The sequence below is a fragment of the Paenibacillus eucommiae genome, from assembly GCF_017874215.1.
Lineage (GTDB): Bacteria > Bacillota > Bacilli > Paenibacillales > NBRC-103111 > Paenibacillus_AI > Paenibacillus_AI eucommiae.
Genome location: NZ_JAGGLB010000030.1, coordinates 61,847 through 85,100, shown reverse-complemented (window position 1 = coordinate 85,100; position 23,254 = coordinate 61,847). Strand labels below are relative to the sequence as shown.

Sequence of the window (23,254 nt, the reverse complement as noted above, 5' to 3'; positions counted from 1 at the left end):
GTTCATTGTGGGCTCGTTATTTAATACACGCTCTGTCCAGATTTGAATCAAAAAAATGACTGTTTCTCCCGGCTTCACACAATTTCCCATAATAATACGATATTTGCACCAAAATGAATGTTTATAGTAAGGGAGTAGTTAAGAGACCAGATCACAAAGGAGATGTTGGAAGATGAAAAAGAAAACAGTATGGGCTTCAGCGGTAATTGCGATGATGGTAGCTATCCCGGGAGTATCGGTTTTTGCGGCAACGGATTTAAGCATGCCATCAGCGACTACACCTCACGAGATAAAGGAAAAAGGCACAGCTTTTGGAGATAAAGGTGAGCGCGGCAACGGACCGCGAGAAGGAGATGGGCAAGGCAGAGGCCAAGGTAAAGGCAAAGGTCCAGGAAAAGGGGGCTCGCATGATGGAAGCAAAGGAGCGGGACAAGCTGGATTAAAAGGCGTTCACGGCGAAGAATACTTACTATTACTTACTGAAAAATATGCTCCTGACCAGTTGAGCGGTTTTAAATCGGTGTTCGAGGCGCAGAATTTGTTAGAAGAACAAATCAAAACGCTTAGGGATGCGGATAAAGCTGCAATTGAGGCGATCAAAGCGAAGGTGGAAAGTGGAGAGCTTACTCAGGAGCAGGCGGATGAGCAAATCAAACAGCTGAGAGAAGCCAATAAGCCGGTCAAACCAGAAGCAGCTGCTACCGATACGGAAGCCGATACTGCAGCAAAAGCTGAGGCGCAAGCTGCAGCACAAGCCAAGAAGGAAGCCAGCAAAGCGCTTCATGATGAGTTCGAAACAGCTGTGCAGACTCTTGTAGACAGTGGAGATACAGCTCAAATCACACAAGTATTGCCAAAGCTGCTTGAAGATCTGAAAGTTCAAAATGAGCGTTTAAGCGAGCAATTAACCAAGCTGCAAACCAAAGCAGCAGAAGCTTCTGCTGGGGTTGCAGTGCAGTAAAATGAACTCGGGTGATGATCCGGGAATGCATGGAGATGTACGTGGATAGTATGAGAAGTATGAGAATCTATGGGGATGCTTGAAGATGAGATGAATGAAGAACGCATGGTTTCTCTCATGCGTTTTTTCTCTAATGTCTAGGTATATAAAATTCTTTACAGCGGTAAAGCGACAGAGTTTTAATGTGGTAAGGAATTGGAGTCGTATGAGAATCTGAAGCGCAGATTTTCCCTATCGCCACTATCCCCTTCCCTCAGGAAGCAACCTCTACTGGCAGCCCGTTTGTTTCTTTTGTTTCTTTTGCTTCGTTTGCTTCACGTGCTTCGCGTGTTTCACTTAGTGATGTTTTTCAACGTTAAAGTAAGTGTTCCGGGTCAAACCGTCACGTTAATGATGATTTTCATCGCTAAAAGAGGGGGGATGGCCTAACTACTGGGGTTAAAAGGGATTTTAACGATATTTTTCATCGTTAAAGTAAGGATGTGTAGAGGACCAGTGCTTTTAACGGTGAAAAACATCGTTAAAGTAGCAGATCCTTCTCAACTGCCCGCCGCTTCGTTCCCAGCGCCTGCCTCCGCTAGGAAATCTCCTCTAATCAAGAGAAAACCCCTAGCTGGTTGTCCGTTTGAGCTTGGTGTTTGTGTGGTTCGTGCGATTGTAGCTAAAGAGAGGGGATGGCTGTGGGTGGAAGAGCGGTAGCGTCCGCCTTTAAAGATTTGTTCCTACCTCCTCATCGATACCATTCAGGGAACAAATCTTTAACAGCGGCTGGAGGCCACAGCCATTCCCTCCCTCCATGCACCAACATCACGTATACTAACCTCAAAGGACGCCGCAAAACGATTTCCTAATATAGCAGGAAATCAAGAACAATTTCCAGAATGTATCAAGTAACGTTCCCCTGTGACAGGAGGTATCGGAATTGGAAGGGGAGTCGAACGGATATGGCCTATCGTATTTATTTAGTGGAAGATGAAGCTAATTTGAATCAAGTGCTCACCTCCTATTTGCAGAAGGCGGGCTGGGAGGTTAGCTCTTTTTTATCGGGGGAAGAGATGCGTCCCTATATGGATACACCTGCAGATTTGTGGATTCTGGACATTATGCTGCCGGATACTGACGGATTTGCGCTGTTAAGAGAGATTAAGTCCAAATATCCTACTACGCCAATTGTGTTTATCTCTGCCAGGGATGCGGAGCTCGATCGTGTTATTGGTCTTGAGATGGGCAGTGATGATTACTTGCCGAAGCCTTTTCTGCCCAGGGAGCTGGTAATCCGGGTCAAAAAACTGCTTGAGCGGGTATACACGGTAAGAAGCGCGGGAGTGACCGACCAGGTTAGAGAGATAGGGCCGTATGCGATTGATGAGCAGAAACGGATGGTTCACGATTCTGGAGATGTAGTGGATTTGACCTCTAAGGAGTTTGATATTCTTCTACTTTTTCTGCAGCACCAGGGGCAAGCTTTTTCTAGGGAGCAAGTGCTGAGGCAGGTGTGGGGAGATGATTATTTTGGGACGGACAGGGTAGTTGATGATTTGATTCGTAGATTGCGCAAAAAGCTGCCGGAGCTGCGGATTGAAACAATGTACGGTTATGGATACCGGATGGTGACGGGATGAGGAAGCTCCCGCTTGGCATCAAGATATGGCTCGTATTTGCTTCTTTATTGCTGGCTCTTTCTATTTTTCTGGTTTTAATTTTACCCTCGACGTTAAGGAGCTTTTTTGCTAATCAAATTTATCTGACTATTGAGGATTCGCAGAACAGTATTCTTAACGGGGGCTTGGAAGGGCCATTCCAGAAGCCGAATGAAAGGGATAAAGAGCAACAGGATTCCCGCACGGTACGGCATATTATCCTGGATCATAAGGGGAAACCTACGGGGCCTAGAAACAGCTTTTCGCAGCAATTCTGGGAAAGGGTACAGGAGCAGGCTTTATCGCAAAAATCTGAAACCGAGCGCTACGGCATGAGCATCGATGATTCGAGCATCCAGTATGTGATTAGCAAAGCGGATGCAGGCCCGAAATCGTCCTATTTGTTTTCTTATGTGTGGGAAACGTTTCAGCAGGAGCTGGTTACTGAGCTTTACCGCAAGCTGCTTTATCTGATCCTCGTGGTGCTGCTGTTTAGCTGGCTGCCTTCACTGTGGATGGTCCGCTATGTGTCTAGGCCGCTCGGACAAATGGCCAGGCAGGTGAAGCGCATTGCCGAGCGCGATTGGCATGATCCTGTGGCAACCTCCTCGCGCGGGGATGAGATTGGACAGCTGGCTGACTCTATAGAGTCTATGCGGCAGAAGCTGGTTTTGCAGGATCAGGCGCAGCAGAGCTTTTTGCAGCATATTTCGCATGAGTTGAAAACGCCGATCATGGTTATACGCAGCTATACTAATGCGATTCAAGAGGGGATTTTCCCGAAAGGGGATGTGAATGGCTCCATACTGGTTATTGATCAGGAAGCGGAGCGTCTTGAGCATCGTGTTCAGAACCTGCTTTATTTAACGAAGCTGGATTATTTGCGGGCGTATGCGGGGCCGGAGCAGGTTACATTTGATCTGGCCGATGTCATCGAAGAGACGGTGGAGCGCTTGCGCTGGAAAAGGCCGGAGCTTTCCTGGCATAGAGAGCTGCCATCCTTCGTGATAGAGGGGTATGAAGAGCAGTGGATGATTGCGATGGAAAATTTAATCGATAATCAGATCCGCTACGCACAGTCTGAAGTCCGTGTTGTGCTTCACGAGGATGAGCAGGGAACGATGCTCCGCATCAGCAATGATGGACCGTCCATATCCGAGGATATGAGCGCGCAGCTTTTTCAGCCTTTTCAAAAAGGCAAAGATGGCAAATTCGGGCTTGGCTTGATGATTGTCAAAAGAACTGCGGACTTGCACCGGGTTGTGATCGGAGTAGAGAATGGACCTTCGGGAGAAGGCATTGCCTTCACTTTTCGCTTCAATTAGATTCAATAAATAAGTAAGATGCTGAAACCTGACTGGAAAGCAGCAATTAAAAAGTGGTGGAGTGGGAGTTGTTCCTGCGCCATCACTTTTTTTATTGGGCAATTTAGTGAGTTTAAAAAGAGATCGCTCGTTCCTCGGAAGTATTTCTATACTCTACTTTAGTCCAGTAAAAAAACCAGTCCGCAGGCGCTTCATCTGCATGTGGCAGCACGGTAAAATAAATCAGTCGAAACAAAAGGGTAAGTATTCCGAGTGTTTATTATGAGTAGGTTGAGAGGGGTTATTAACAAATGAAATGGTTAACAAGCTGGTCATTTAAAAACAAGGCGGCTGTACAAATTATCGTAGTGATGGCGCTGGTTGTGGGGGTGCTTAGCTATCTGAATCTGCCCATGGAATTTTTGCCTGAGGCGGATAACCCTAGTGTTACGGTGACGGCGATCGGGCCCGGCTATGATGCTGGCTCCATGGAGAGTCAAGTGACGGCTCCGCTGGAGAAGGCCTTGTCCCTGACCAAAGGGAAGCGGGAGATGTTCTCAACTTCAGGCAATGGCTATGCCCGAATTGATCTTATGTTTGATTCAAAAACGAATATGAAGGATGCGAAGAAGGAGGTTGAGCAGGCCGTCAGTCAGGTGCAGCTGCCAGAGCGGGTTTCACCCCCATTCGTTGTGCAGTTCAATACCTCGATGATTCCGATTTCGTGGTTGACGATTTCCTTCAAGGAAGGGATGAGCGCCGGGGAAGTGGATCGGGCCGAGAATCTCATTATCAGTGAGCTGCAAAAAATAAAAGGAGCGGGCCAGGTAGAGCTTACCGGTAAATCTGCACCAAGTGTGACGATTACGGCCGATCCGGATCAACTAAAACAGCGCGGCGTTCCGTTTCAGGCACTAATGGGTGTTCTCCAAGGTCGTGACCTGTCCGCCTCGGTTGGAGAGAGCACGATTGAAGGCGCTACTGGCAATCTGAAGGTAACAGCAAAGATCAAGGATTTGGATATGCTGAAAAAGCTTCCTGTAGCACCTGGAGTATCCCTTGGTGATGTAGCTAAAGTGGAGCAAGCCAATTCCCAGGAAAGCATAAGCCGCGTTGGCGGCAAAGATGTCATGATGATTACTGTGTCCAAGGGAGCAAATGCTAATGCCGTTGCCGTAGGCGAAAGCGTGCATGAAACGGCTGAGCGTATGAATAAGGAAATACCTGGCGCTGAAGTAACAGTGATTTCAAGCACTTCGGAATCTGTGGTGCATTCGGTCAATAGTATGATGCGGGAAGTCCTGCTCGGAGCCTTATTTGCCACGATTGTTATTCTGTTGTTTCTTCGTAATATTAGAGCGACGCTCGTTACGATCGTATCGATTCCGCTTTCGCTGGCCATAACTTTATATCTGCTTAGCATCTCAGGGGTATCGCTCAACGTCATTACACTAGGCGGTGTAGCCGTGGCTGTCGGCCGGTTGGTGGACGATAGCATCGTAGTTATCGAGAACATTTACAGGCGCCTGCAAAAAGAAAAGTTTTCCATCCAGCTTATTAAGGATTCGACTGGGGAAGTAGCTACGGCCATTACTTCGTCGACGCTTACAACGGTGGCTGTGTTTATGCCAATGGGTCTTCTTAGCGGATCGCTGCAAGCTTTCCTGCTGCCTTTTGCCCTGACAGTAACCTATTCGTTATTAGCTTCCTTGCTTGTTGCGATTACAGTGGTTCCTTTGCTCAGCGCAGCCTTCCTGAAGAAAACTCGGATGAAAGAGCACCAGTATTCCCCACGCTTCACAAACTTTCTTCGCTGGAACTTAAATCATAAGTGGCTGCCACTTGTTATTGCTGGTGTGTTGTTTTTTGGCTCCATCGGGATCTATATGTCTATGCCCAAAGGTGCGATCGATTCCTCCAATGCTGAGAATTTGACCGTCACGCTTGAATACCCTGATGAGACGCCGACCGATAAAGTGGTGGATGAAGGGAAGAAGCTTGAGAAATTTCTGGTGGAACAAAATGAACCCAAATGGGTATCCATGTCTTACGGGAACAGTGCTGATGCAGCCAAAATGGGCAGTGTAGTATCGCCAACACTCGTATCCTATATGATAGAAATGAAAAAAGGTGAAAACGCCGAGAACTTGATTGCCAAAATCAAGCAGCAGCGTGATCAGTACCCTGGAGCCGAGCTGAACGCAGGTGCGCTTGACTTCGCATCAGGGGCAAGTGCGACTGATGTTTTCGTCGATGTGACGGGAAGTGATGCAGAGCAGCTTACTGCTGCAAGTGTTCAAGTCATGGAACAAATCCGTTCTATAGAGCATGTGCTCAAGGTTAAAAGCAATCAGGAGCAAAAAAAACCGGTATTTACCTTCGAGGTCAACCCGGTAGAGGCCCAGGCTCAGGATATTGCCATGCAGCTGCAGGGGATGTTAAATCCGATCCCGATTGGAACCTTGAACATGGATAATCAGATTTCAACGGTTGTACTGAATCCTTTAATTCAACCCAATACAGAGAAGGATTTGTCTGGTATTACAATTATGACGGCCAATGGGCCTGCACCGGTTTCGTCAGTTGCAAAGCTGGTGAAGACGGAAGAGGCTAGCAGCTACTATCATAAAGACGGTAAGACCTATTTGAGAGTCACGGCGACTGTTGACCCAAGTCAGCTATCACTGGTTGGTGCGGAGATCGACAAGAGGATGAAGGAGCTTACACTTCCCGGCGGAGTTACGCTGAGCGTGGGAGGTGCCTCAGCCCAGCAGGCGGAGGACTTCATGGATCTTGGCATAACGGCGCTTATCTCGATCGGAATCATCTACCTGATCATGGTAATCACCTTCAAAACGCTACGCGCTCCATTAGCGATCATGTTCTCACTGCCGCTAGCTGCTATCGGAGCCGTACTGGGTCTGCTGATTTCAGGCGTCACCCCTGACTTCACAGCGATGTTTGGTGCGCTTATGCTGATCGGGATTGTAGTTACGAATGCAATCGTCTTGCTGGATCGGGTGAAACAGAATGAGGAGCGGATGAGTATCCGGGAAGCGCTGCTGGAGGCTGCCGGTTCGAGAATGCGGCCGATTCTGATGACGGCGATCGCAACGATTTGCGCGATGCTGCCTTTAATCTTCGGCACGAGCGAAAGCGGCAGTATTGTTTCCCAAAGTTTGGCGATTGTCGTAATCGGAGGCTTAAGTGCCGCCACGCTGCTGACGCTAGTCATTGTGCCATGCATCTATGAGCTGCTCTTTTTCCGCAAATCTAGACGGCAGCGGGCTGCCGGGGGGCACGATACAGATCACGATACAGCTGCTGAACGCGGTAGAACTAGTGATCACGACACAACTGCTGTCATCTAAACTGACAATAAGGAGTAATTCGGTATACTCGGGCGTTTGATGGGAAGATACAGTTAAAGGTTTACTATGTGTGCCCGGGCAGAGAGAATTGTCATTCTCCTGCTGGGGCATTTTTTGTGAAGTTACTGGAAAGTATAAGTCCGTTTGAGCGTGGCATGGCAGGTTTGGTATTTTGAAGCTGAGAGGAAAGGGAGGTTGGGAGGAAGAGCGAAAGTAAGTATCCTGTAAGCGGCACGTTTCCCCCGAATGGAACGTGTCCTGAACTTAACGATGTTTTTCATCGTTAAAGTCAGTGTTTCCAGGCCAATCAGCCACTTAATGATGATTTTCATCGTTAAAAGAGGACGGACGGCCTCTCTGGGTGGTTAAAAGGGGTTTTAACGATGTTTTTCATCGTTAAAATAAGGATGTGGAGAGGACCTGCTGCGTTTAGCGATGAAAAACATCGTTAAAGTAGGCAAGCTGGCTGCGGCTCTCATCCAAAGCGCCATTGCCAACCAGGAAATCTCCTTCAATCAAGAAAGAAAGCCCTTGCTGGATGTCCATTTGATTAAAGTGTTCGTGCGGTTGCTCGGCCGATATGTACATACAAGTTGGGTGAGTGCTATAATAGCGGTAAATTCACAGACTGTTGCTGCAGATTAGCTGCTAATGAATTACAAAGGAACTCACAAAGGAACTCACAATGAAACTCATAAAACTCATAAAACTCATAATGAATTTCACTGTAAGCTCGGTCTTGAGGTGACCTATGAAAGAAAAGCAAATACCTAAATATATGCAGTTAAAGCAGGAAATTTTTTCGTGGCTGCAGGCGGGGCGATTGAAGTCTGGGGATCAGATGCTTTCCGAGAATGAACTTGCTGTGCTGTTTCAGATGAGCCGCCAGACGGTCAGGCAAACCTTTAGTGAGCTGGAACGGGAAGGCTGGCTGTACAGAGTCCAGGGGAAAGGAACGTTCGTAACCAACCCGCTTGCCCGCGGCCTTCATAAGGTGCCAACTATTGGAGTGATTACTCCGTGTATCTCCGATTACTTATTTCCCTTAATCTTGCGCGGCGCTGAAGCTGCTGCCCGGGCTAGAGGCTATAGGCTGCTCATTTCAAGTACAGATAATGAAAAGGACAAGGAGCGGGAAATCCTGCAGATGCTGCTGAATGAGCCGCTTAGCGGCTTGATCATTGAGCCTACCAGGAGTGCCTGGGGCAATCCCAATCTTAGCTATTTTTTGTCGCTTGAGCAGCAAAATATGCCTTATATGATGATCAATGAATGCTACATGGAGTTGAATTGTCCTTGTTTGAAAGTGGATGATGAGCTTGGCGGTTTTTTGGCGGCAGAGCACCTGCTTCGGATGGGCCATCGGCGTATTGCCGGCTTTTTCAAAATGGATGATTTGCAGGGTGTTAACCGTTTAAAGGGGTTTATCCGCGCACATCGGGAATATCAGGTTATGATTGAGCCGGATGCCGTTATTCATTATACGACGGAGGAGATGGATACGAAGCCTTTTGAGCAAGCGGTATGGATGCTAAGCCGGGAGCTTGGCGCTCCGACGGGTTTTGTTTGTCAGGATGACGCGTTAGCCGTAAAACTGTTAGAGGCCGCCCGTCGTACAGGCAAAAATGTTCCTGAAGACCTGTCGGTAGTCGGATTTGACGATTCTTCATTAGCGACAGCAGCGGAAGTGAAGTTGACGACACTGACTCATCCAAAAACAGATTTAGGCAGGCAGGCGGCAGAGCTGTTAATGGATCGCATTGAGGGGAAATCCAGCGATAGTCAGGCGGACAGCCTTATCCATAAGCCGCAGCTTATTATCCGCGAATCGACCTGGAGTTTAGTAGAAAATAACTCTCGATAAGTTGTACGTACAAGTGTATAATACAAGAGAATAATCAGGAGGAAGGAGTCATATTATGGGCAAAAAATATGCAATAGGTGTAGACTATGGCACACAATCCGGCCGGGCTGTGCTTGTCGATCTGGCTGACGGGACGGAGGTGGCTGATCATGTTACCGAATACCCTCATCAGGTAATGGATGAACAGCTGCCCGATTCGTCAGTTAAGCTGGATCTTGACTGGGCACTGCAGCATCCTGCGGATTATATAGAAGTATTAAAGCGGTCGGTACCTGCCGTTATCCGGCAATCGGGCGTAGACCCGGCTGACGTGATCGGGCTGGGTATTGATTTCACGGCATGTACGATGCTGCCGATTGATGAAGCGGGGGAACCGCTTTGTTTTTCACCTGAGCTTAAGGACAATCCGCACAGCTGGGTGAAGCTCTGGAAGCATCACGCTGCCCAGGATGAGGCGAATCTGATCAACCAAATAGCGGAAGAGCGCGGCGAGGCCTTCTTGTCCAGATATGGCGGCAAAATATCTTCGGAATGGATGATCGCCAAGGCATGGCAAATTCTGAATGAAGCTCCTGACATCTACGAGCGGGCGGACATGTTTTTGGAAGCAGCCGATTGGGTTATTTACAAGCTCACCGGAAGCATCTCACGCAATAGCTGTACGGCTGGCTACAAAGGGAATTGGCATAAGCAGGACGGTTATCCGAGCCGTGATTTTTTCAAAGCGCTTGATCCGCGGTTGGAGGATATCACGACAACCAAGCTGCGCGGTGACGTAGTGCCTTTGGGCACGAAGGCCGGCGAGCTGACGGAGGAAATGGCCGGATGGATCGGGCTTAAGCCGGGTACAGCGATTGCGGTGGGTATCATAGATGCACATGCTGCTGTTTTGGGTGTCGGGGTGGTGACGCCGGGCAAGATGGTTATGGCTATGGGGACCTCGCTCTGTCATTTGGTGCTGTCAGATGAAGAGAAGCAGGTCGAAGGCATGTGCGGAGTAGTAGAGGACGGTATTATTCCGGGATATATGGGATATGAAGCAGGACAGTCGGCTGTAGGTGATATTTTTCAGTGGTATGTAGAAGAAGCGGTTCCAGCCTATGTGAAGGAAGCAGCAGATAAAGAAGGCAGCGGTGTTTACGAATGGCTGGAGCAGCGGGCGGCCGCTTATAAGCCGGGGGAAACCGGACTGCTTGCGCTGGATTGGTGGAATGGCAATCGTTCGGTGCTCGTTGACGCTGATCTGACAGGCCTATTGATCGGCTGCACTTTATTGACCAAGCCTGAGGAGATATACCGTGCTCTGCTTGAGGCTACTGCGTTCGGAACCCGCAAAGTCATCGATGCTTTTCAGGAGAACGGAGTCGCTGTAGACGAGTTGTATGCCTGTGGCGGGCTTGCCCAGCGTAATCGGCTGCTTATGCAAATCTACGCGGATGTAACCAATCGTGAAATCAAAATCGCAGACTCCAAGCAAACTCCTGCATTGGGCGCGGCCATGTTCGGCGCGGTAGCAGCGGGGGCGGAAAAGGGCGGTTACGATTCGATTGTTGATGCAGCCAAGAAGATGGCGAGAGTGCGCAAGGAAACCTTCAAGCCAATCCCTGAGCACACAGCTGTCTATGAGAAGTTGTACGAGGAGTATTCCAAGCTCCATGATTACTTTGGCCGCGGCGGGAATGATGTGATGAAGCATCTGAAAGCGATCAAAGAAGACGCTAGAGCCTGAGACAAATAAGAAGAACAGAGCCTACAAGCTTTGATCTTCTTTTTTTTGCTCATTGTATGGCAAGCGTGGGGGAGTATAGCCTGCTCAGCTACCAGAAAAATATGGTATAATTGGTTGGGAATCATTTGGGAAAAAGGAGGTATGGAACATGAGTGGACTTAAATTATCATTATCTACCTGGGTTTTACTCCCCTTCTCTTTTATCCTGTTAGGGTTAATCGTATTTACGAAGGAAAGATTAATTTATTTCAGTTGGCTTGTATTTTGTATTCCTGCCATCTTACAGTTTGGCCTGCTTTTTCGTCAGGCTCCCGGAACCGGCAAATCTTTGATCCTGTTTGGCTGCATCAATCTGGTGCTGACTATTCTTGTGCTGCTTGCGCTCTGGTATTTAAATGCTTTGGGAAGAGCGTTCAAAAATTAGCGCTTTTATCCACATCATCCCTATCAACATCCCTATCATCATCAATATCAACTTGACATAAAAAGTGAGTAATGTTATAAACAAGATGTGCTGGCACTCGACGAATTAGAGTGCTAATATTAGAGACAACCACCTATACTTAAAATGTGCATCGTTTTATTTTGAAGGGAGAGCTATTCATGGAAAAGAAACAGTTTCAGGCAGAATCCAAAAGATTACTAGAAATGATGATTAACTCCATTTATACGCAAAGAGAGATTTTTTTAAGAGAGCTGCTTTCCAATGCCAGTGATGCAATTGACAAGATATACTACAAAGCCTTAACCGATGAGAAGCTGGTTTTCGACAAAGACAGTTACTTTGTAAAAGTAGTGGCTGACAAGGAAAACAGAACGTTGACCATCAGTGACACAGGTATCGGAATGACGAAAGAAGATCTGGAGAACAACCTTGGGATCATAGCCAAGAGCGGCTCATTAGCGTTCAAGAAGGAAAATGAAGCAAAAGACGGACATGATATTATTGGCCAATTTGGTGTTGGCTTCTATTCAGCCTTCATGGTAGCAGATGTAGTTACTGTGACCAGTAAAGCTTTGGGCGAAGATGGCGCTTACAAGTGGGAATCCACGGGAGCAGACGGGTATACGATTGTTCCATGCGAGAAAGACTCAATCGGTACTGAGATTGTGCTCAAAATCAAAGAGAATTCCGAAGACGAGAGCTTTGATGAGTATTTGGAGGAGTATCGCTTAAAAGCGATTATCAAAAAATATTCCGATTTCATTAAATACCCGATCAAAATGGATATCACCGGAAAAAGACTGCAAGAAGGCAGCGAAAGTGAATTTGAGGATTATCAAGAGGAACAAATTGTTAACAGCATGGTTCCGATCTGGAAAAAGAACAAAAGTGAGCTTACTCCAGAGGATTACGAGAAATTTTATGCTGAAAAGCGTTATGGCTTTGATAAGCCGATTAAACATATTCATATCAGTGCGGACGGTGCGGTAGTCTACAACGCTATCTTGTTTATTCCGGGCAGCATCCCTTTTGACTACTATACCAAGGAATTCGAGAAGGGCTTAGAGCTGTATTCCAATGGTGTGTTGATCATGGACAAATGCTCCGACTTGCTGCCTGACTATTTTAGCTTTGTTAAGGGTATGGTTGATTCGGAAGATTTATCTCTTAACATATCGCGTGAGCTGCTGCAGCATGACCGGCAGTTAAAGCTAATTGCGAAGAACATTAAGAATAAAATAAAAAGCCAGCTGCAAAGCTTGTTAAAGGATGAAAGAGAGACGTATGATCAATTCTATAAATCCTTTGGCAGACAATTGAAATTCGGTATTTACAGCGATTATGGAAGCCACAAAGATGTACTGCAGGACTTGGTGATGTTCTACTCTTCCAAAGAGAAGAAGCTGGTTACTCTAGATGAATATGTGTCCAGAATGCCAGAAGACCAAAAATATATTTACTATGCTTCCGGTGAAACCAATGAAAGAATTGAAAAGCTTCCACAAACCGAGATGGTAGCCGATAAAGGCTACGAAATCTTATACTTCACCGACGATATCGACGAGTTCGCGATCAAAATGATTATGCAGTACAAGGAGAAGGAATTCAAATCCGTCTCCAGCGGCGACCTGGGTATCGAATCGGAAGAAGACAACAAAGCGGAAAACGAAGAGAACGATAACAAGGAACTCTTTGAGCATATGCAAAATCTTTTAGCAGATAAAGTAAAGAAGGTAAAAGAATCTAAGAGACTGAGATCCCATCCCGTATGCTTCTCTACAGATGGTGAGCTCACGATAGAGATGGAAAAAATATTGAAATCCATGCCTAACAACCAGGATGTAAAGGCTGATAAGGTGCTGGAGATTAATGTGAATCATGCCGTCTTCCAATCCTTAAAGGACGCATTTGAAAATGATAAGGAAAAATTAAACCTGTATACAACCTTATTGTACAATCAAGCTCTTCTAATAGAAGGATTGCCTATTCAAGATCCTGTAGAATTTACAAATGATATATGTAAAATCATGGTTTAATCCAAACGTATTAATCGTCTAAAAAGCGGTCCTCGTATTCTCTATGCTGCGGCAACATGTGCAAGCTTCCTTGCATGTGATGCCGCAGCCTTTTTTTCCTGGGGTCCGGTGGGCGGGATTCAATATCTTCTTGAGATCACTGGTGGTGCTTTGCGGTAGCAAAGATTCCTTTTCAAAGATTGTGGGTAACTTTTACTTCTAGCCTGACTTGTCCACATGACTCTGCTTAGTATAGATAGTGTCTGAATTACGATCGCGGCGGATCCGCAGGCAGCTGTAGTTTACTCTTTCTGGTACCGGATCCGGGAGCTTCAGCCAATACGATGTAATACCAGCGTAGCTGACACCACTCGCAAATATATGGATAAAAATGTAAGTTATATGGAATATTAGACCATAACTACGGCGATTCTTCTTCCGTGGAACAATGGCAAAAAAACGGCTCTGTTCGCATCAAAAGCAAAGGAGTCGTTTTTCGTTTTTCGCCGGATTGCTTGAAATATCTGACCAGGTTCCTCCAAAAGGGGGGCAGACATCTGCACAAAATATTGGAAACACATATGAAACTGCCGGTGCAGCGCTATGGACGGTCAGGATAATGTAATGAACAGTATGGATATGCTACAGGTTTTTTTCAGTTGAGCTTGACATGCAATTAAATGGTTGCATATAATAGGGGTATGGACAAAGTATTTAAAGCACTTGCCGATGGAACTCGCAGAGATTTACTCGACCTCTTGTTCGCAAATAACGGACAATCATTAGGAGAACTTTGTAAACAAATGACTATGACTCGTCAAGCTGTTACGAAGCACCTTCAGCTGCTGGAAGAGGCAAACCTTATAACTATCGTTTGGCAAGGCCGTGAGAAGCTGCATTATCTTAATCCGATACCTATCGGGGAAATTTATCAACGCTGGATCGGCAAGTTTGAGCGTCACCGGATTGAAGCATTAAACACACTAAAGCAAGCCTTAGAGGAGGATTCTAATCATGAATGAAACGTCATTCGTTTATACGACTTACATCGCAACTACACCCGAGAAGCTTTGGCAAGCCCTAACTAACAGTGAATTCACCAAGCAGTATTTTTTCGGTCGTGAAATCATTTCAGATTGGCAAGTTGGCTCCAGCTTTAAATTGATGGATAAAGATAAGGTTGATCATCATGGTGAAGTTCTTGTATGTGAGCCCTATCGTTTACTCACAGTTACCTGGAGCGTCAGAGACGTTGAAGGGGAGCGATTCTCCAAAGTTACATACGAATTAACACCTATGAACTCTACTGTAAAATTGACTCTCAGTCACGATGATATATTAGAGAAGGATGGATTTAATAATGGCTGGCCTTCCATTCTCAGCAATTTAAAGAGCCTGCTCGAAACAGGCAAAACCCTGCCAGCCTTTTAGTTTAACATTGGTTTAGACTAAACCTCTGGAAGTCCCGGCTTGACGAGTGTAATCGTAGTAATAACCACGGCTGACAACGTCTGCAATGACGAGGGCGTCTTTGGGGGCGCTCTTCGAAGGGCAGTTATCATTCTATTAATGGAACAATTAATCTAAGGTGAGGTGAGCAAATTGGAGTCGAATCAAGCGAATTACTCTGTTAACCATGCAGGTGCGTTTTCGAATTTTGGAAACGTCACGGAAGGAATGGTAGAAGGAAAAATTTTCCTAAAAGATTTCTTGAAACTTACGAGCATGGAAGTTTCACTCAATAATCTGCCCCCCAAGGCGGAAATCCCCTTCTATCACAAACACCAAGAAAATGAGGAACTCTACATCTTTCTTAAAGGACAAGGTCAATTTCAAGTGGACGGAAATGATTTAGATGTGTTCGAAGGAACTTCAGTTCGAATCGCTCCTGACGGAGTAAGAGCGTTGCGGAATACGTCCGCTTCGGAAGACCTGTATTTTATCGTTATTCAAGCCAAAGAGAACAGTCTAACCCAATGGGTGGAGACAGACGGGGTAATCCTGGAACAACCCGTCGAATGGGGGAAGAGCGTTGAGTTCAACGGATACGATAGCTGAATAAAGGATTCTATACAAACGATGAAGGAGCTGCCGCGGCAGCTCCTTTTACTTCTTCACAAAATAAAAGTTTTTGTACAGATGTACTGATAGGCGTTAAGCTAACGGGCAGTTATTTTTCAATAGCTCTTGTTTTTATGCTCGAGACAATGGTAAAATTTAACGGGAACATGTGTTTGTTTGTTTTTTTTGTATTTTCCAACGGATAGGGGGAATAGGCGTGGTTGAAATCATTGAAAAAGAGCAATTTTCGGTTATTGGAAAATTAGGAAAGGGGTTTGCTAATGAAGCTCCCCAATGGATACCATCATTATGGAAAGAAGCAAATAGTAACTTTATTGAGATAAGCAACCTCGCCATCCATCATCATGTGCAAGCTACTCCCGTTTGTTTCGTTAAGGAGCCGATGTGTACATGATCCAATTGACGAACCGCCAGGCACGGCAATTTCTGCTATTGAAGCACGGGCTGTTGGGCGAATATCAATTTACCGGAAAGCAGGGAGTATTGGATTTTGTGCGGCAGGTCGGCTGTATTCAATACGATCCCATCGATGTTTGCGGAAAAAACGCCGAACTGGTGTTGCAGTCGCGAATCAAAGGATTTACCAAGAACATGCTCGCCGAGTTGCTGTATCAAGATAGAAGCCTTGTCGATTATCCCGACAAGAATTTGGCCATTATTCCTGTCGAGGACTGGCCGTATTTTGAGCGGTACAGGCAGGCCGCCCGACAACATGCCAAGCGCTATCCCGAAATGGAAGCGTTGATAGAGCAAGTACGGGCTCACATCCAAAATCACGGTGCGCTAAGTTCGGATGATCTAAAATTGGATGGAAATTTCACTTGGCAATCGGCCATCCACTGGAGCAGCGGAAACAATTCATCCCGGTCGGTGTTGGAGCAGATGTACTCGACAGGCGAGTTGATTATACATCACAAAAAAGGAACGCGTAAATATTACGATATCGCCGGGAAGTACATACAGCCAAATCTGCTGAATGCACCGGAGCCGCTGGAGGGCGAGCATGAGCATCACAAGTGGCGGGTACTGCGTCGAATCGGCGCTATTGGCCTTTTATGGAATCGCGCATCCGATGCCTGGCTGAACATATGGGGATTGAAAGCGGAGCAGCGCAACGAGGTTTTCCGCCAACTGTTGTACGAAGCTCGCATTGTTGCTGTTGCCGTGGAACAATTGAAGGATATACTGTACTGCCGCGCGGAGGACTTGCCGCTTATTGAAGCCGTTCTGCAAAATCCGGCGCCGAAATGGCGCTGCGAGCTGATTGCCCCACTAGATAATTTCATATGGGACAGAAAACTGATCAACGTATTGTTTGGATTCGATTACACCTGGGAGATTTACACGCCTGCAATCAAACGGAAATTCGGCTATTATGTGTTGCCTCTACTATACGGAGAAAGCCTCATCGGACGAGCCGAGGTAATCGCGGAGCGAAAAGCCGGGACGCTCGTTGTTAAAAACATCTGGTACGAGAACGACATAAAGCCAACAAAGCAATTGCGAACAGCCTTGAACAATTGCTTTCAAAATTTTGCATTATTCAACGGATGCGAGACGATTTCGACAGAGTCTATGAACTGATATTTCCAGTTTCCCCGGTAACATTTGCCAACAAGTTTCCGCGTACGAAACAGGTAAGCCGACGCGTCCTTTAGCGCCCGCGCATTAGCGCAATGATTTTCGGCAGCTTCGTTTGGTTAACGGGGGTAGTTTAAGTAAATGTAAATATTTACTTACGAACTAGTGTTCGGTATAGTAAACTTGATTCCATTACAAAAAGGAGATGTTGGATATGTATAAACACATTAAAGATTTTGCCGCAACTTGGCAGAATGAAACGGAAGCAACAATGCGGACACTGGAGATGCTGACCGACGAGTCTCTTGGCCAACAGATAACAAGCGATCATAGAACGCTTGGACGTGTTGCATGGCACCTTGTACAGACGTTGCACGAAATGCCATCTCGGACGGGACTGTCTTTCGAAGGACCGGGCGAAGATATGCCGGTGCCAGCTTCGGCAGCAGACATCGCGTCAGTCTATAAGAGGACCTCACAAGCGCTCCTTGATGCTATACAGTCCAGTTGGAAAGATGAGAATCTGCTTATCATGAGCGATATGTATGGTGATCAATGGCCAAACGGCTTAATGCTGGATATTCTCGTAAAGCATGAGATTCATCATCGTGGTCAGATGACAGTCCTGATGCGTCAGGCAGGCCTTCGTGTGCCGGATCTTTACGGCCCGACAAAAGAGCAGTGGGCCGAGTACGGAGCGCTACCTCCAGTAATCTAGAGTAAGATTATATCCGCTTTGGCCGTTTGGCTATAGTGGGATTTATAAGTATTTTATCATAGGATTGAAAGTGGTGGCTTGAATCATAGACAAGAGGATACCATCGGACTGAAACTGTTGATTCTATTGAACTACGGGATAAGTTGAGCCACGCGGATTGAGATTAAGATTTATTGAACTTTAATGAAGGGGATTACAAACGATGAAGGAGCTGCCACGGTAGCTCCTTTTTCATATGCACAAAATAGGAAGATTTGTACATATGTAATGTTTCAAACTATCGGTCGGACTGATCCTCTTTAGCCTCAGTTAGAACATATCTGCTCGCCCTGTGGCAGTAATGCGGTTCTAATATCCTGCCTGTCGCTCGTTCATATTCAGTTCATATTGACGTCACGTGGTGTACATCTTCGTCGTTTATGCTTTCTTTAGTACCTTTAGCACTTAGTTAAGGCAGCCTGATATACAGATAACGACAGGAGAAGATGAGCGTGAAAATTCGAGACATATTGAAAATGAAGCCAGACACGACAAGTGGAAAACCAGATAGTAAGATGAAAAAATTGCTTATCATTTTACTGAGAGTATTAGCAGTATTAGTTATAGCAATCGTCCTTTTTATAGCTATTGTTTTTGTCGTTAATAAGATCAGCAGCAAATCAGAGGAAGGAAAAATACAACCCTATGGTCAGTCTGTAACGGTAGATGGGAAAAACATGAATGTTTTGATTCAAGGACAAGGCGAAGAAACCATCGTGCTCCTGCCAGGTTATGGAACGGCAGCGCCCGCTCTTGATTTTAAACCGCTAATTGATGAGCTGTCACCCTTTTACAAAATCGTTGTGATTGAGCCTTTTGGTTATGGATTAAGTGATCAAACTGAAAAGGAACGAAATACAGAGAACATTGTAAGTGAAATTCATGAAGCGCTGCAGCGCCTTCATATTGACCGTTATATTTTAATGGGCCACTCCATTTCAGGCCTTTACGGACTGGATTATGTGAACAAATATGAAGACGAAGTGATTGCATTTGTCGGGCTCGACAGCAGTGTTCCAACGCTCAGCGAGAGGAAGATTGAATCTTCAATAATACGAGTGCTTAATCTACTCAAAAAATCAGGTTTCGCCAGGTTGCAAGTGAAACTAGGCGATGATCCCTATGCTGCACTACCCTATGATGATACAACAAAAGAACAATTGAGAATTCTTATACACAAAAACATGTATAATCCCAACCATTTAAATGAAGCCGAAAAAATGTATGATAATTTCAGAGCAGCTGAAGATTTAACATTCCCAAAAAATCTTCCCGTCATTTTCTTTATACAAGCGAATCATCCAGTAACGGATAGATGGATACCAGAGCATGAAAAGCAAATACAAGATTCTGTAAATGGAAAAATGATGCTATTTGAAGCAGGGCATTATATATACCGTACCCATTCAAAAGAAATCGCTGAAAACTTTAGGACTTTTATGGAACAAGTAAAACCAGACAATTAGATAATTTTGCTGCGGCATCATGTGCAAGGTTACTTGCATTTGATGCCGTGGCATTTTTTTGCTTGTTCATGCTCCATTCATAGCGCCATGAAAAACGAACTTCTGCGCGCCGCGGCGCTAATCCATGTTGAGCCATGCATAAGCTATGCAACGAAGCTATGTTCAGTCACGCTAAGCCATGTTAAGCATTGCGGTGGTAAAGCAAAGGGTTCAGGTGGCTGGCTGCCAGGTCACCTGGTGCGAGGCCGGGGAACCAGCTGTTCATATCGCTGAGGCGGGCGTTGCTGTCCGGTTCGGCGATTCGGGTGCCATCTGCGTAATAGATAATCGTCATGACTTCGCGCATCGTTTCTGTTGGGTTGCCTGGTGCGTTATGCAGCGTCCAGCCTGCGTGGAAGGTGGCGTCACCAGCAGCCATGGCCCCGTAGGAAGGGGTTTCGAAGCCTTTTTTCTCAACAAATTCCTTAAGTGTCCTGTGTGATTCGTCGGAAATGGTCATTTTGCTGATGTAGCCCTGGGTATGAGAGCCGGAGGCAAATGTCATCGAGCCAATTTCTTCGGAAACAGGCACAAGGGGCATCCACATCGTGATCGTATTATGCGTATCGAGCGGCCAGTAGATTTGATCCTGATGCCAGGGTGTATGTCCGCCGCCAGGTTCTTTGAAGAGCGCCTGATCATGATACAATCTCACACCTTCCACGCCCATTAGGTCAGCAGCGATTTTAGCAAAGCGTTTGGCAAAAGTAAAGCGCCGGATCGCTTCGCTCTTTTCCCACAAATTCCCGATCTGAATGAACGCCTTGCCGTACGTATCCCGCTCATTAACCGGTTTGTTATGGTAGTTAAGCTCTTCTACAAGGCTGTTGAAAATTGGCTCGTAGACGTTAATTTCAGCGCTGGAAGCCACGCCGCGAAGCACGGTGTGCCCATTTTTTTGATAGGACTTTATTTGTTCAGGGGCTAGGGTATATTCTTCTTCAAAATTAGGCAATTGATCATGGATGTTTTGTGCTGATTGATTGTCATTTCGTTTAGTTTCCATAGTTAAGGACCTCTTTTCCAGGAGTTGTATTCTCCTTTATTGTAAGGGCTGCCGAGTGAAAATACTTTGTCATCCCTTCCTGTGTTTTTGTCAAAAATAACTTTTTGACTAAGCCGTATTTCTGATATTATTTCTGATATAATGTAGCGAAAAGCTGTCAAAGGAGCTGAAGCTGTGCTGCACCTGTCAGAATTACTGGCGGAAAGAGCCGTCGTGCCCTTCATTCGCCAAAGCGATTTCGCGCAGCGGAAGCCTTGGTATATGCCGGAGCGCCGCTTGCTTGACTATTTATTGATTTATATTCAGGAAGGCCAGTGCCTGTTTCATATAGATGGGGAAGAATATCGATTTGGCGGTGGGGAGTTTTGTCTGATTCAACCAAACAGTGTGCATGATTTGAGGGGGTTGTCGGATACGAGGACGCCTTTTGTGCATATGGATATTTTTTATCATCCTGAACGTGAAAGCAGCTTCCCGACCAAGGCGGGGCAGTTGGATCTCTCCGCTTATTCGCATTTGATGCAGCCGAGGCTGAATGATCTGTATGGAATCCATATTCCAGTCAGGCTAACCCCGCGAAGCCCGTTGAAATTCCGTGATACCTTCCTGAAAATGGTGGAGTGCTGGCAGAACCGGGAGCCCTTGCTGCAGCTCAGAGCACAGAGTCTGGCGACTGAATTGGTCCTATACCTTCTTGAAGACTATGGACAGCCAAGCGGCGGCGGCCAATATGGTTCGGTACCTCCGTCCTTGCAGTGGATCTCCTCTTATTTATCCTTTCACCTGATGGCGCCGTTGTCGGTACAGGACATGGCAAAAAGGGCCAGTCTCTCACTGTCCCGCTTTAGCGCATTATTCAAGCTGCAGTTTGGCGTTCCGCCGCACCGTTATTTACTGCTGATGCGTATTGGCCATGCTAAGGAGCTGCTAGTGAGCTCCGATTTCACTCAGGAGGAAATTGCCTCCTTCTGCGGCTTTGCCGATGTGCATCATTTCTCTAAAGCATTCAGAAAAGAAGTCGGCACGTCTCCGGGAAGCTTTCGCCAGACTTCCAGATTTCCAGGCATCTAGGTGTCTAGGTAATACAGGCAGCTAAGCGTCAAGGTACCTAGGTGTCCTTGCTTTGAATGACCAACAAATATCCAGAGGCGAGCTCAATATGTCCTTGCTGCTCAAGGAGCACATTGCTTATGCCGAGTGACTGGCCAACAACCAGAGTGGCCTGAAAAAGAGGATATAGAAACCCGTTCAGCGTAATACCGGTCACTTCCATGCTCAGCGGCAGCAGGGAAACATGGGTGTAGCGGCCCTTGTGAATAGTGGTGGGGCTATTGATGAGGATCACTTCGTTATTGGCATCTATTATTTTGCAAGGGATTCCGAGCTCCATGCCCTTGCGCAGCAGATGGATATTGGCGAGGGAGTGATCGAATCTTGTCCCGAGAGCACCTAGCAGCGTGATTTCCGCAGGTTGCTGCTCCATGGCCCAGTTGAAAGCCATCTCGGTGTCTGTCAGGTCCTTATCTATAGGATCACATTCCAGGAAGGCTTTGCTGCCTGCACGAATATCGGCAAGCTCCGCTTCTGTTACAGAATCGAAGTCCCCAAGCGATATATCCGGCACAAAGCCATTTTGCAGCAGAAATAAAGCGCCCCGGTCAGAGCCAACGAGCAGATCTCCCTGCCGTATCTCATCCATAACCCAGGGGCCCAATGTTCCTCCGGTCACAATGACGATCCGCTTTCCATTCATAGAAGTTCTCCTTTGTTGTTTAAATGTCAATATTGTACAAGTGTTGCTGGGAATAAACGGATTTAGTGTAAAGACGGCTTGTTTGTCCTATTGTAAACTTAAGGCGGAGGCTTGTAAATTATAACTATACGGCAACTTATCATTGGAGGGAAATAGAAGCTATGGGCAATCAGGAGCATTATCTTTATAGTGAAGATATATCAGTTGGTTATACATATCGTGAGAAGCAAAAAAATGAGTTTGATCGTTTGATTCAAGATCTGCGCGAGGCGGCGGGAGTAAAGCGCAAGCTTTTTTTTCGGCCGGATACTTCGAGCGTTGCTGCGTATGAACAGGATAGCCATCAATACCGTGAACAGCTGAAGGGGATGCTGGGATGGCCGCTCACGACAGACCATGATGTCGGTTCACAGCAGGGAGCCGCGGCATCTCCGCCTCTAGCCGAGGTAAGCTTTGTTGCCAAGGATGAGCTCGGAAGCATTTATAGAGTTGAAATAGAGGCTGGTTATGGATTAACGACCTATGGTGTCTTATTTATACCGGATACAGAAGGGCCGCATCCTCTGGTCATTTCCCAGCATGGAGGCGGGGGGACACCTGAGATTTGCTCCGGGTTCTATGGGGACAATAATTATAATGATATGACGCGAAGAGTTTTGCGGCAAGGGGTCGCTGTGTTTGCCCCGCAATTATTGCTGTGGACTGATGCGCATGGTCCTGGGGTGGACCGGAACCTTTACGATAAACAGCTGAAGCAGCTGGGAAGTTCCATAACTGCAGTGGAAATTTATAAAATTCAGCGGGCGCTTGATTATTTGCTCTCCAGACCGGATATGGATGCTTCGCGGGTCGGGATGATCGGCTTGTCCTACGGCGGCTTCTATACTTTATTTACAACGGCAGTAGAAACCAGAATTAAAGCCGCATATTCCTCTTGCTTCATTAACAATCGTTTTGTGATAGATTGGCCGGATTTCACTTGGTTTAATGCTGGCAATACGTTTCTGGATGAAGAAGTTTGTGCTTTGATTGCTCCGCGCTTTCTTCATCTGGATGTAGGCAAGCAGGATGAGACCTTCCTCTATGAACATGCCAAGAAAGAAATCGAACAGGTTGCAGAGCTTTATAGCAAGCTGAACCTGAGTGAACGATTTTCGGAGAGTGCTTTTGAGGGAGGGCATGAATTAGACCCTAATCCTGAAGGAATCGAGCGTTTTTGCCGTAATGTAAAAGAATTATAG

General features: G+C 46.3%; 20 protein-coding genes. 18 read left to right on the top strand and 2 right to left on the bottom strand.

Translation table 11 applies throughout. From position 1 onward, the window contains the following. Nucleotides 1-172 precede the first annotated feature (172 nt). The 16 genes from J2Z66_RS32185 (at nucleotide 173) to J2Z66_RS32110 (ending at nucleotide 19,215) form a co-directional block, all read left to right on the top strand. Nucleotides 173-961 carry a hypothetical protein gene (locus tag J2Z66_RS32185; RefSeq protein ID WP_209976869.1) on the top strand — a complete coding sequence of 263 codons (789 nt, stop codon included), beginning with the start codon at nucleotides 173-175 and terminating at the stop codon, nucleotides 959-961. Between the two features lie 944 nt (nucleotides 962-1,905). After that, a complete protein-coding gene (locus J2Z66_RS32180; RefSeq protein ID WP_209976868.1) occupies nucleotides 1,906-2,583 on the top strand; it encodes a response regulator transcription factor in 678 nt (225 codons plus the stop codon). After that, entirely contained in the window at nucleotides 2,580-3,926 is a 1,347-nt protein-coding gene (locus tag J2Z66_RS32175) for a sensor histidine kinase (protein WP_209976867.1), read from the top strand. The genes J2Z66_RS32180 and J2Z66_RS32175 overlap by 4 nt, the downstream gene beginning before the upstream one ends. A 290-nt stretch (nucleotides 3,927-4,216) precedes the next feature. After that, nucleotides 4,217-7,276, top strand: a complete 3,060-nt coding sequence (locus J2Z66_RS32170; RefSeq protein WP_209976866.1) for an efflux RND transporter permease subunit — start codon at nucleotides 4,217-4,219, stop codon at nucleotides 7,274-7,276. A 435-nt stretch (nucleotides 7,277-7,711) separates the two neighbouring features. Further along, a complete protein-coding gene (locus J2Z66_RS32165) occupies nucleotides 7,712-7,921 on the top strand; it encodes a hypothetical protein (protein WP_209976865.1) in 210 nt (69 codons plus the stop codon). A 106-nt stretch (nucleotides 7,922-8,027) separates the two neighbouring features. Next, nucleotides 8,028-9,140 (top strand): GntR family transcriptional regulator, encoded by a 1,113-nt coding sequence (locus J2Z66_RS32160; RefSeq protein ID WP_209976864.1) that lies wholly within the window; start codon nucleotides 8,028-8,030, stop codon nucleotides 9,138-9,140. A gap of 55 nt (nucleotides 9,141-9,195) precedes the next feature. After that, nucleotides 9,196-10,869 carry a ribulokinase gene (locus tag J2Z66_RS32155; protein WP_209976863.1) on the top strand — a complete coding sequence of 558 codons (1,674 nt, stop codon included), beginning with the start codon at nucleotides 9,196-9,198 and terminating at the stop codon, nucleotides 10,867-10,869. A 148-nt stretch (nucleotides 10,870-11,017) separates the two neighbouring features. Further along, the gene (locus J2Z66_RS32150; protein WP_209976862.1) at nucleotides 11,018-11,293 is read left to right on the top strand and encodes a hypothetical protein; all 276 of its coding nucleotides are present in this window, start codon (nucleotides 11,018-11,020) and stop codon (nucleotides 11,291-11,293) included. Nucleotides 11,294-11,472: 179 nt separating this feature from the next. Further along, nucleotides 11,473-13,350 (top strand): molecular chaperone HtpG, encoded by a 1,878-nt coding sequence (gene htpG, locus J2Z66_RS32145; protein WP_209976861.1) that lies wholly within the window; start codon nucleotides 11,473-11,475, stop codon nucleotides 13,348-13,350. A gap of 680 nt (nucleotides 13,351-14,030) precedes the next feature. Next, a complete protein-coding gene (locus tag J2Z66_RS32140) occupies nucleotides 14,031-14,351 on the top strand; it encodes an ArsR/SmtB family transcription factor (protein WP_091177034.1) in 321 nt (106 codons plus the stop codon). Beyond that, entirely contained in the window at nucleotides 14,344-14,760 is a 417-nt protein-coding gene (locus J2Z66_RS32135; protein ID WP_209976860.1) for an SRPBCC family protein, read from the top strand. Before J2Z66_RS32140 ends, J2Z66_RS32135 begins: the two co-directional genes overlap by 8 nt. Nucleotides 14,761-14,931: 171 nt before the next feature. Next, nucleotides 14,932-15,387 carry a cupin domain-containing protein gene (locus J2Z66_RS32130; protein ID WP_245375999.1) on the top strand — a complete coding sequence of 152 codons (456 nt, stop codon included), beginning with the start codon at nucleotides 14,932-14,934 and terminating at the stop codon, nucleotides 15,385-15,387. A 220-nt stretch (nucleotides 15,388-15,607) separates the two neighbouring features. Then, nucleotides 15,608-15,805, top strand: coding sequence for a hypothetical protein (locus J2Z66_RS32125; RefSeq protein ID WP_171651293.1), 198 nt, complete (start codon nucleotides 15,608-15,610; stop codon nucleotides 15,803-15,805). Continuing rightward, a complete protein-coding gene (locus tag J2Z66_RS32120) occupies nucleotides 15,802-16,995 on the top strand; it encodes a winged helix-turn-helix domain-containing protein (RefSeq protein WP_209976859.1) in 1,194 nt (397 codons plus the stop codon). Before J2Z66_RS32125 ends, J2Z66_RS32120 begins: the two co-directional genes overlap by 4 nt. Nucleotides 16,996-17,206: 211 nt before the next feature. Then, complete coding sequence (locus J2Z66_RS32115; protein ID WP_036683089.1) at nucleotides 17,207-17,710, top strand: DinB family protein; 504 nt, start codon at nucleotides 17,207-17,209, stop codon at nucleotides 17,708-17,710. A gap of 515 nt (nucleotides 17,711-18,225) precedes the next feature. Further along, nucleotides 18,226-19,215 (top strand): alpha/beta hydrolase, encoded by a 990-nt coding sequence (locus J2Z66_RS32110; RefSeq protein ID WP_245376001.1) that lies wholly within the window; start codon nucleotides 18,226-18,228, stop codon nucleotides 19,213-19,215. Between the two features lie 181 nt (nucleotides 19,216-19,396). Here the strand turns inward: J2Z66_RS32110 and J2Z66_RS32105 are convergent, their stop codons facing one another. Next, nucleotides 19,397-20,260 carry a phytanoyl-CoA dioxygenase family protein gene (locus tag J2Z66_RS32105; protein WP_209976858.1) on the bottom strand — a complete coding sequence of 288 codons (864 nt, stop codon included), beginning with the start codon at nucleotides 20,258-20,260 and terminating at the stop codon, nucleotides 19,397-19,399. Nucleotides 20,261-20,434: 174 nt separating this feature from the next. Between J2Z66_RS32105 and J2Z66_RS32100 the strand changes: the two genes are divergently transcribed. After that, nucleotides 20,435-21,331, top strand: a complete 897-nt coding sequence (locus tag J2Z66_RS32100) for a helix-turn-helix domain-containing protein (RefSeq protein WP_312894870.1) — start codon at nucleotides 20,435-20,437, stop codon at nucleotides 21,329-21,331. Between the two features lie 37 nt (nucleotides 21,332-21,368). Here J2Z66_RS32100 and J2Z66_RS32095 read toward each other — a convergent pair whose 3' ends face one another. Beyond that, on the bottom strand, nucleotides 21,369-22,013 hold the full coding sequence (locus J2Z66_RS32095) for a thiamine diphosphokinase (RefSeq protein ID WP_209976857.1): 645 nt from the start codon (nucleotides 22,011-22,013) through the stop codon (nucleotides 21,369-21,371). 161 nt (nucleotides 22,014-22,174) lie between these two features. On the opposite strand from J2Z66_RS32095, the gene J2Z66_RS32090 reads away from it, so the two are divergent. Next, nucleotides 22,175-23,254 (top strand): alpha/beta hydrolase family protein, encoded by a 1,080-nt coding sequence (locus J2Z66_RS32090; RefSeq protein ID WP_209976856.1) that lies wholly within the window; start codon nucleotides 22,175-22,177, stop codon nucleotides 23,252-23,254.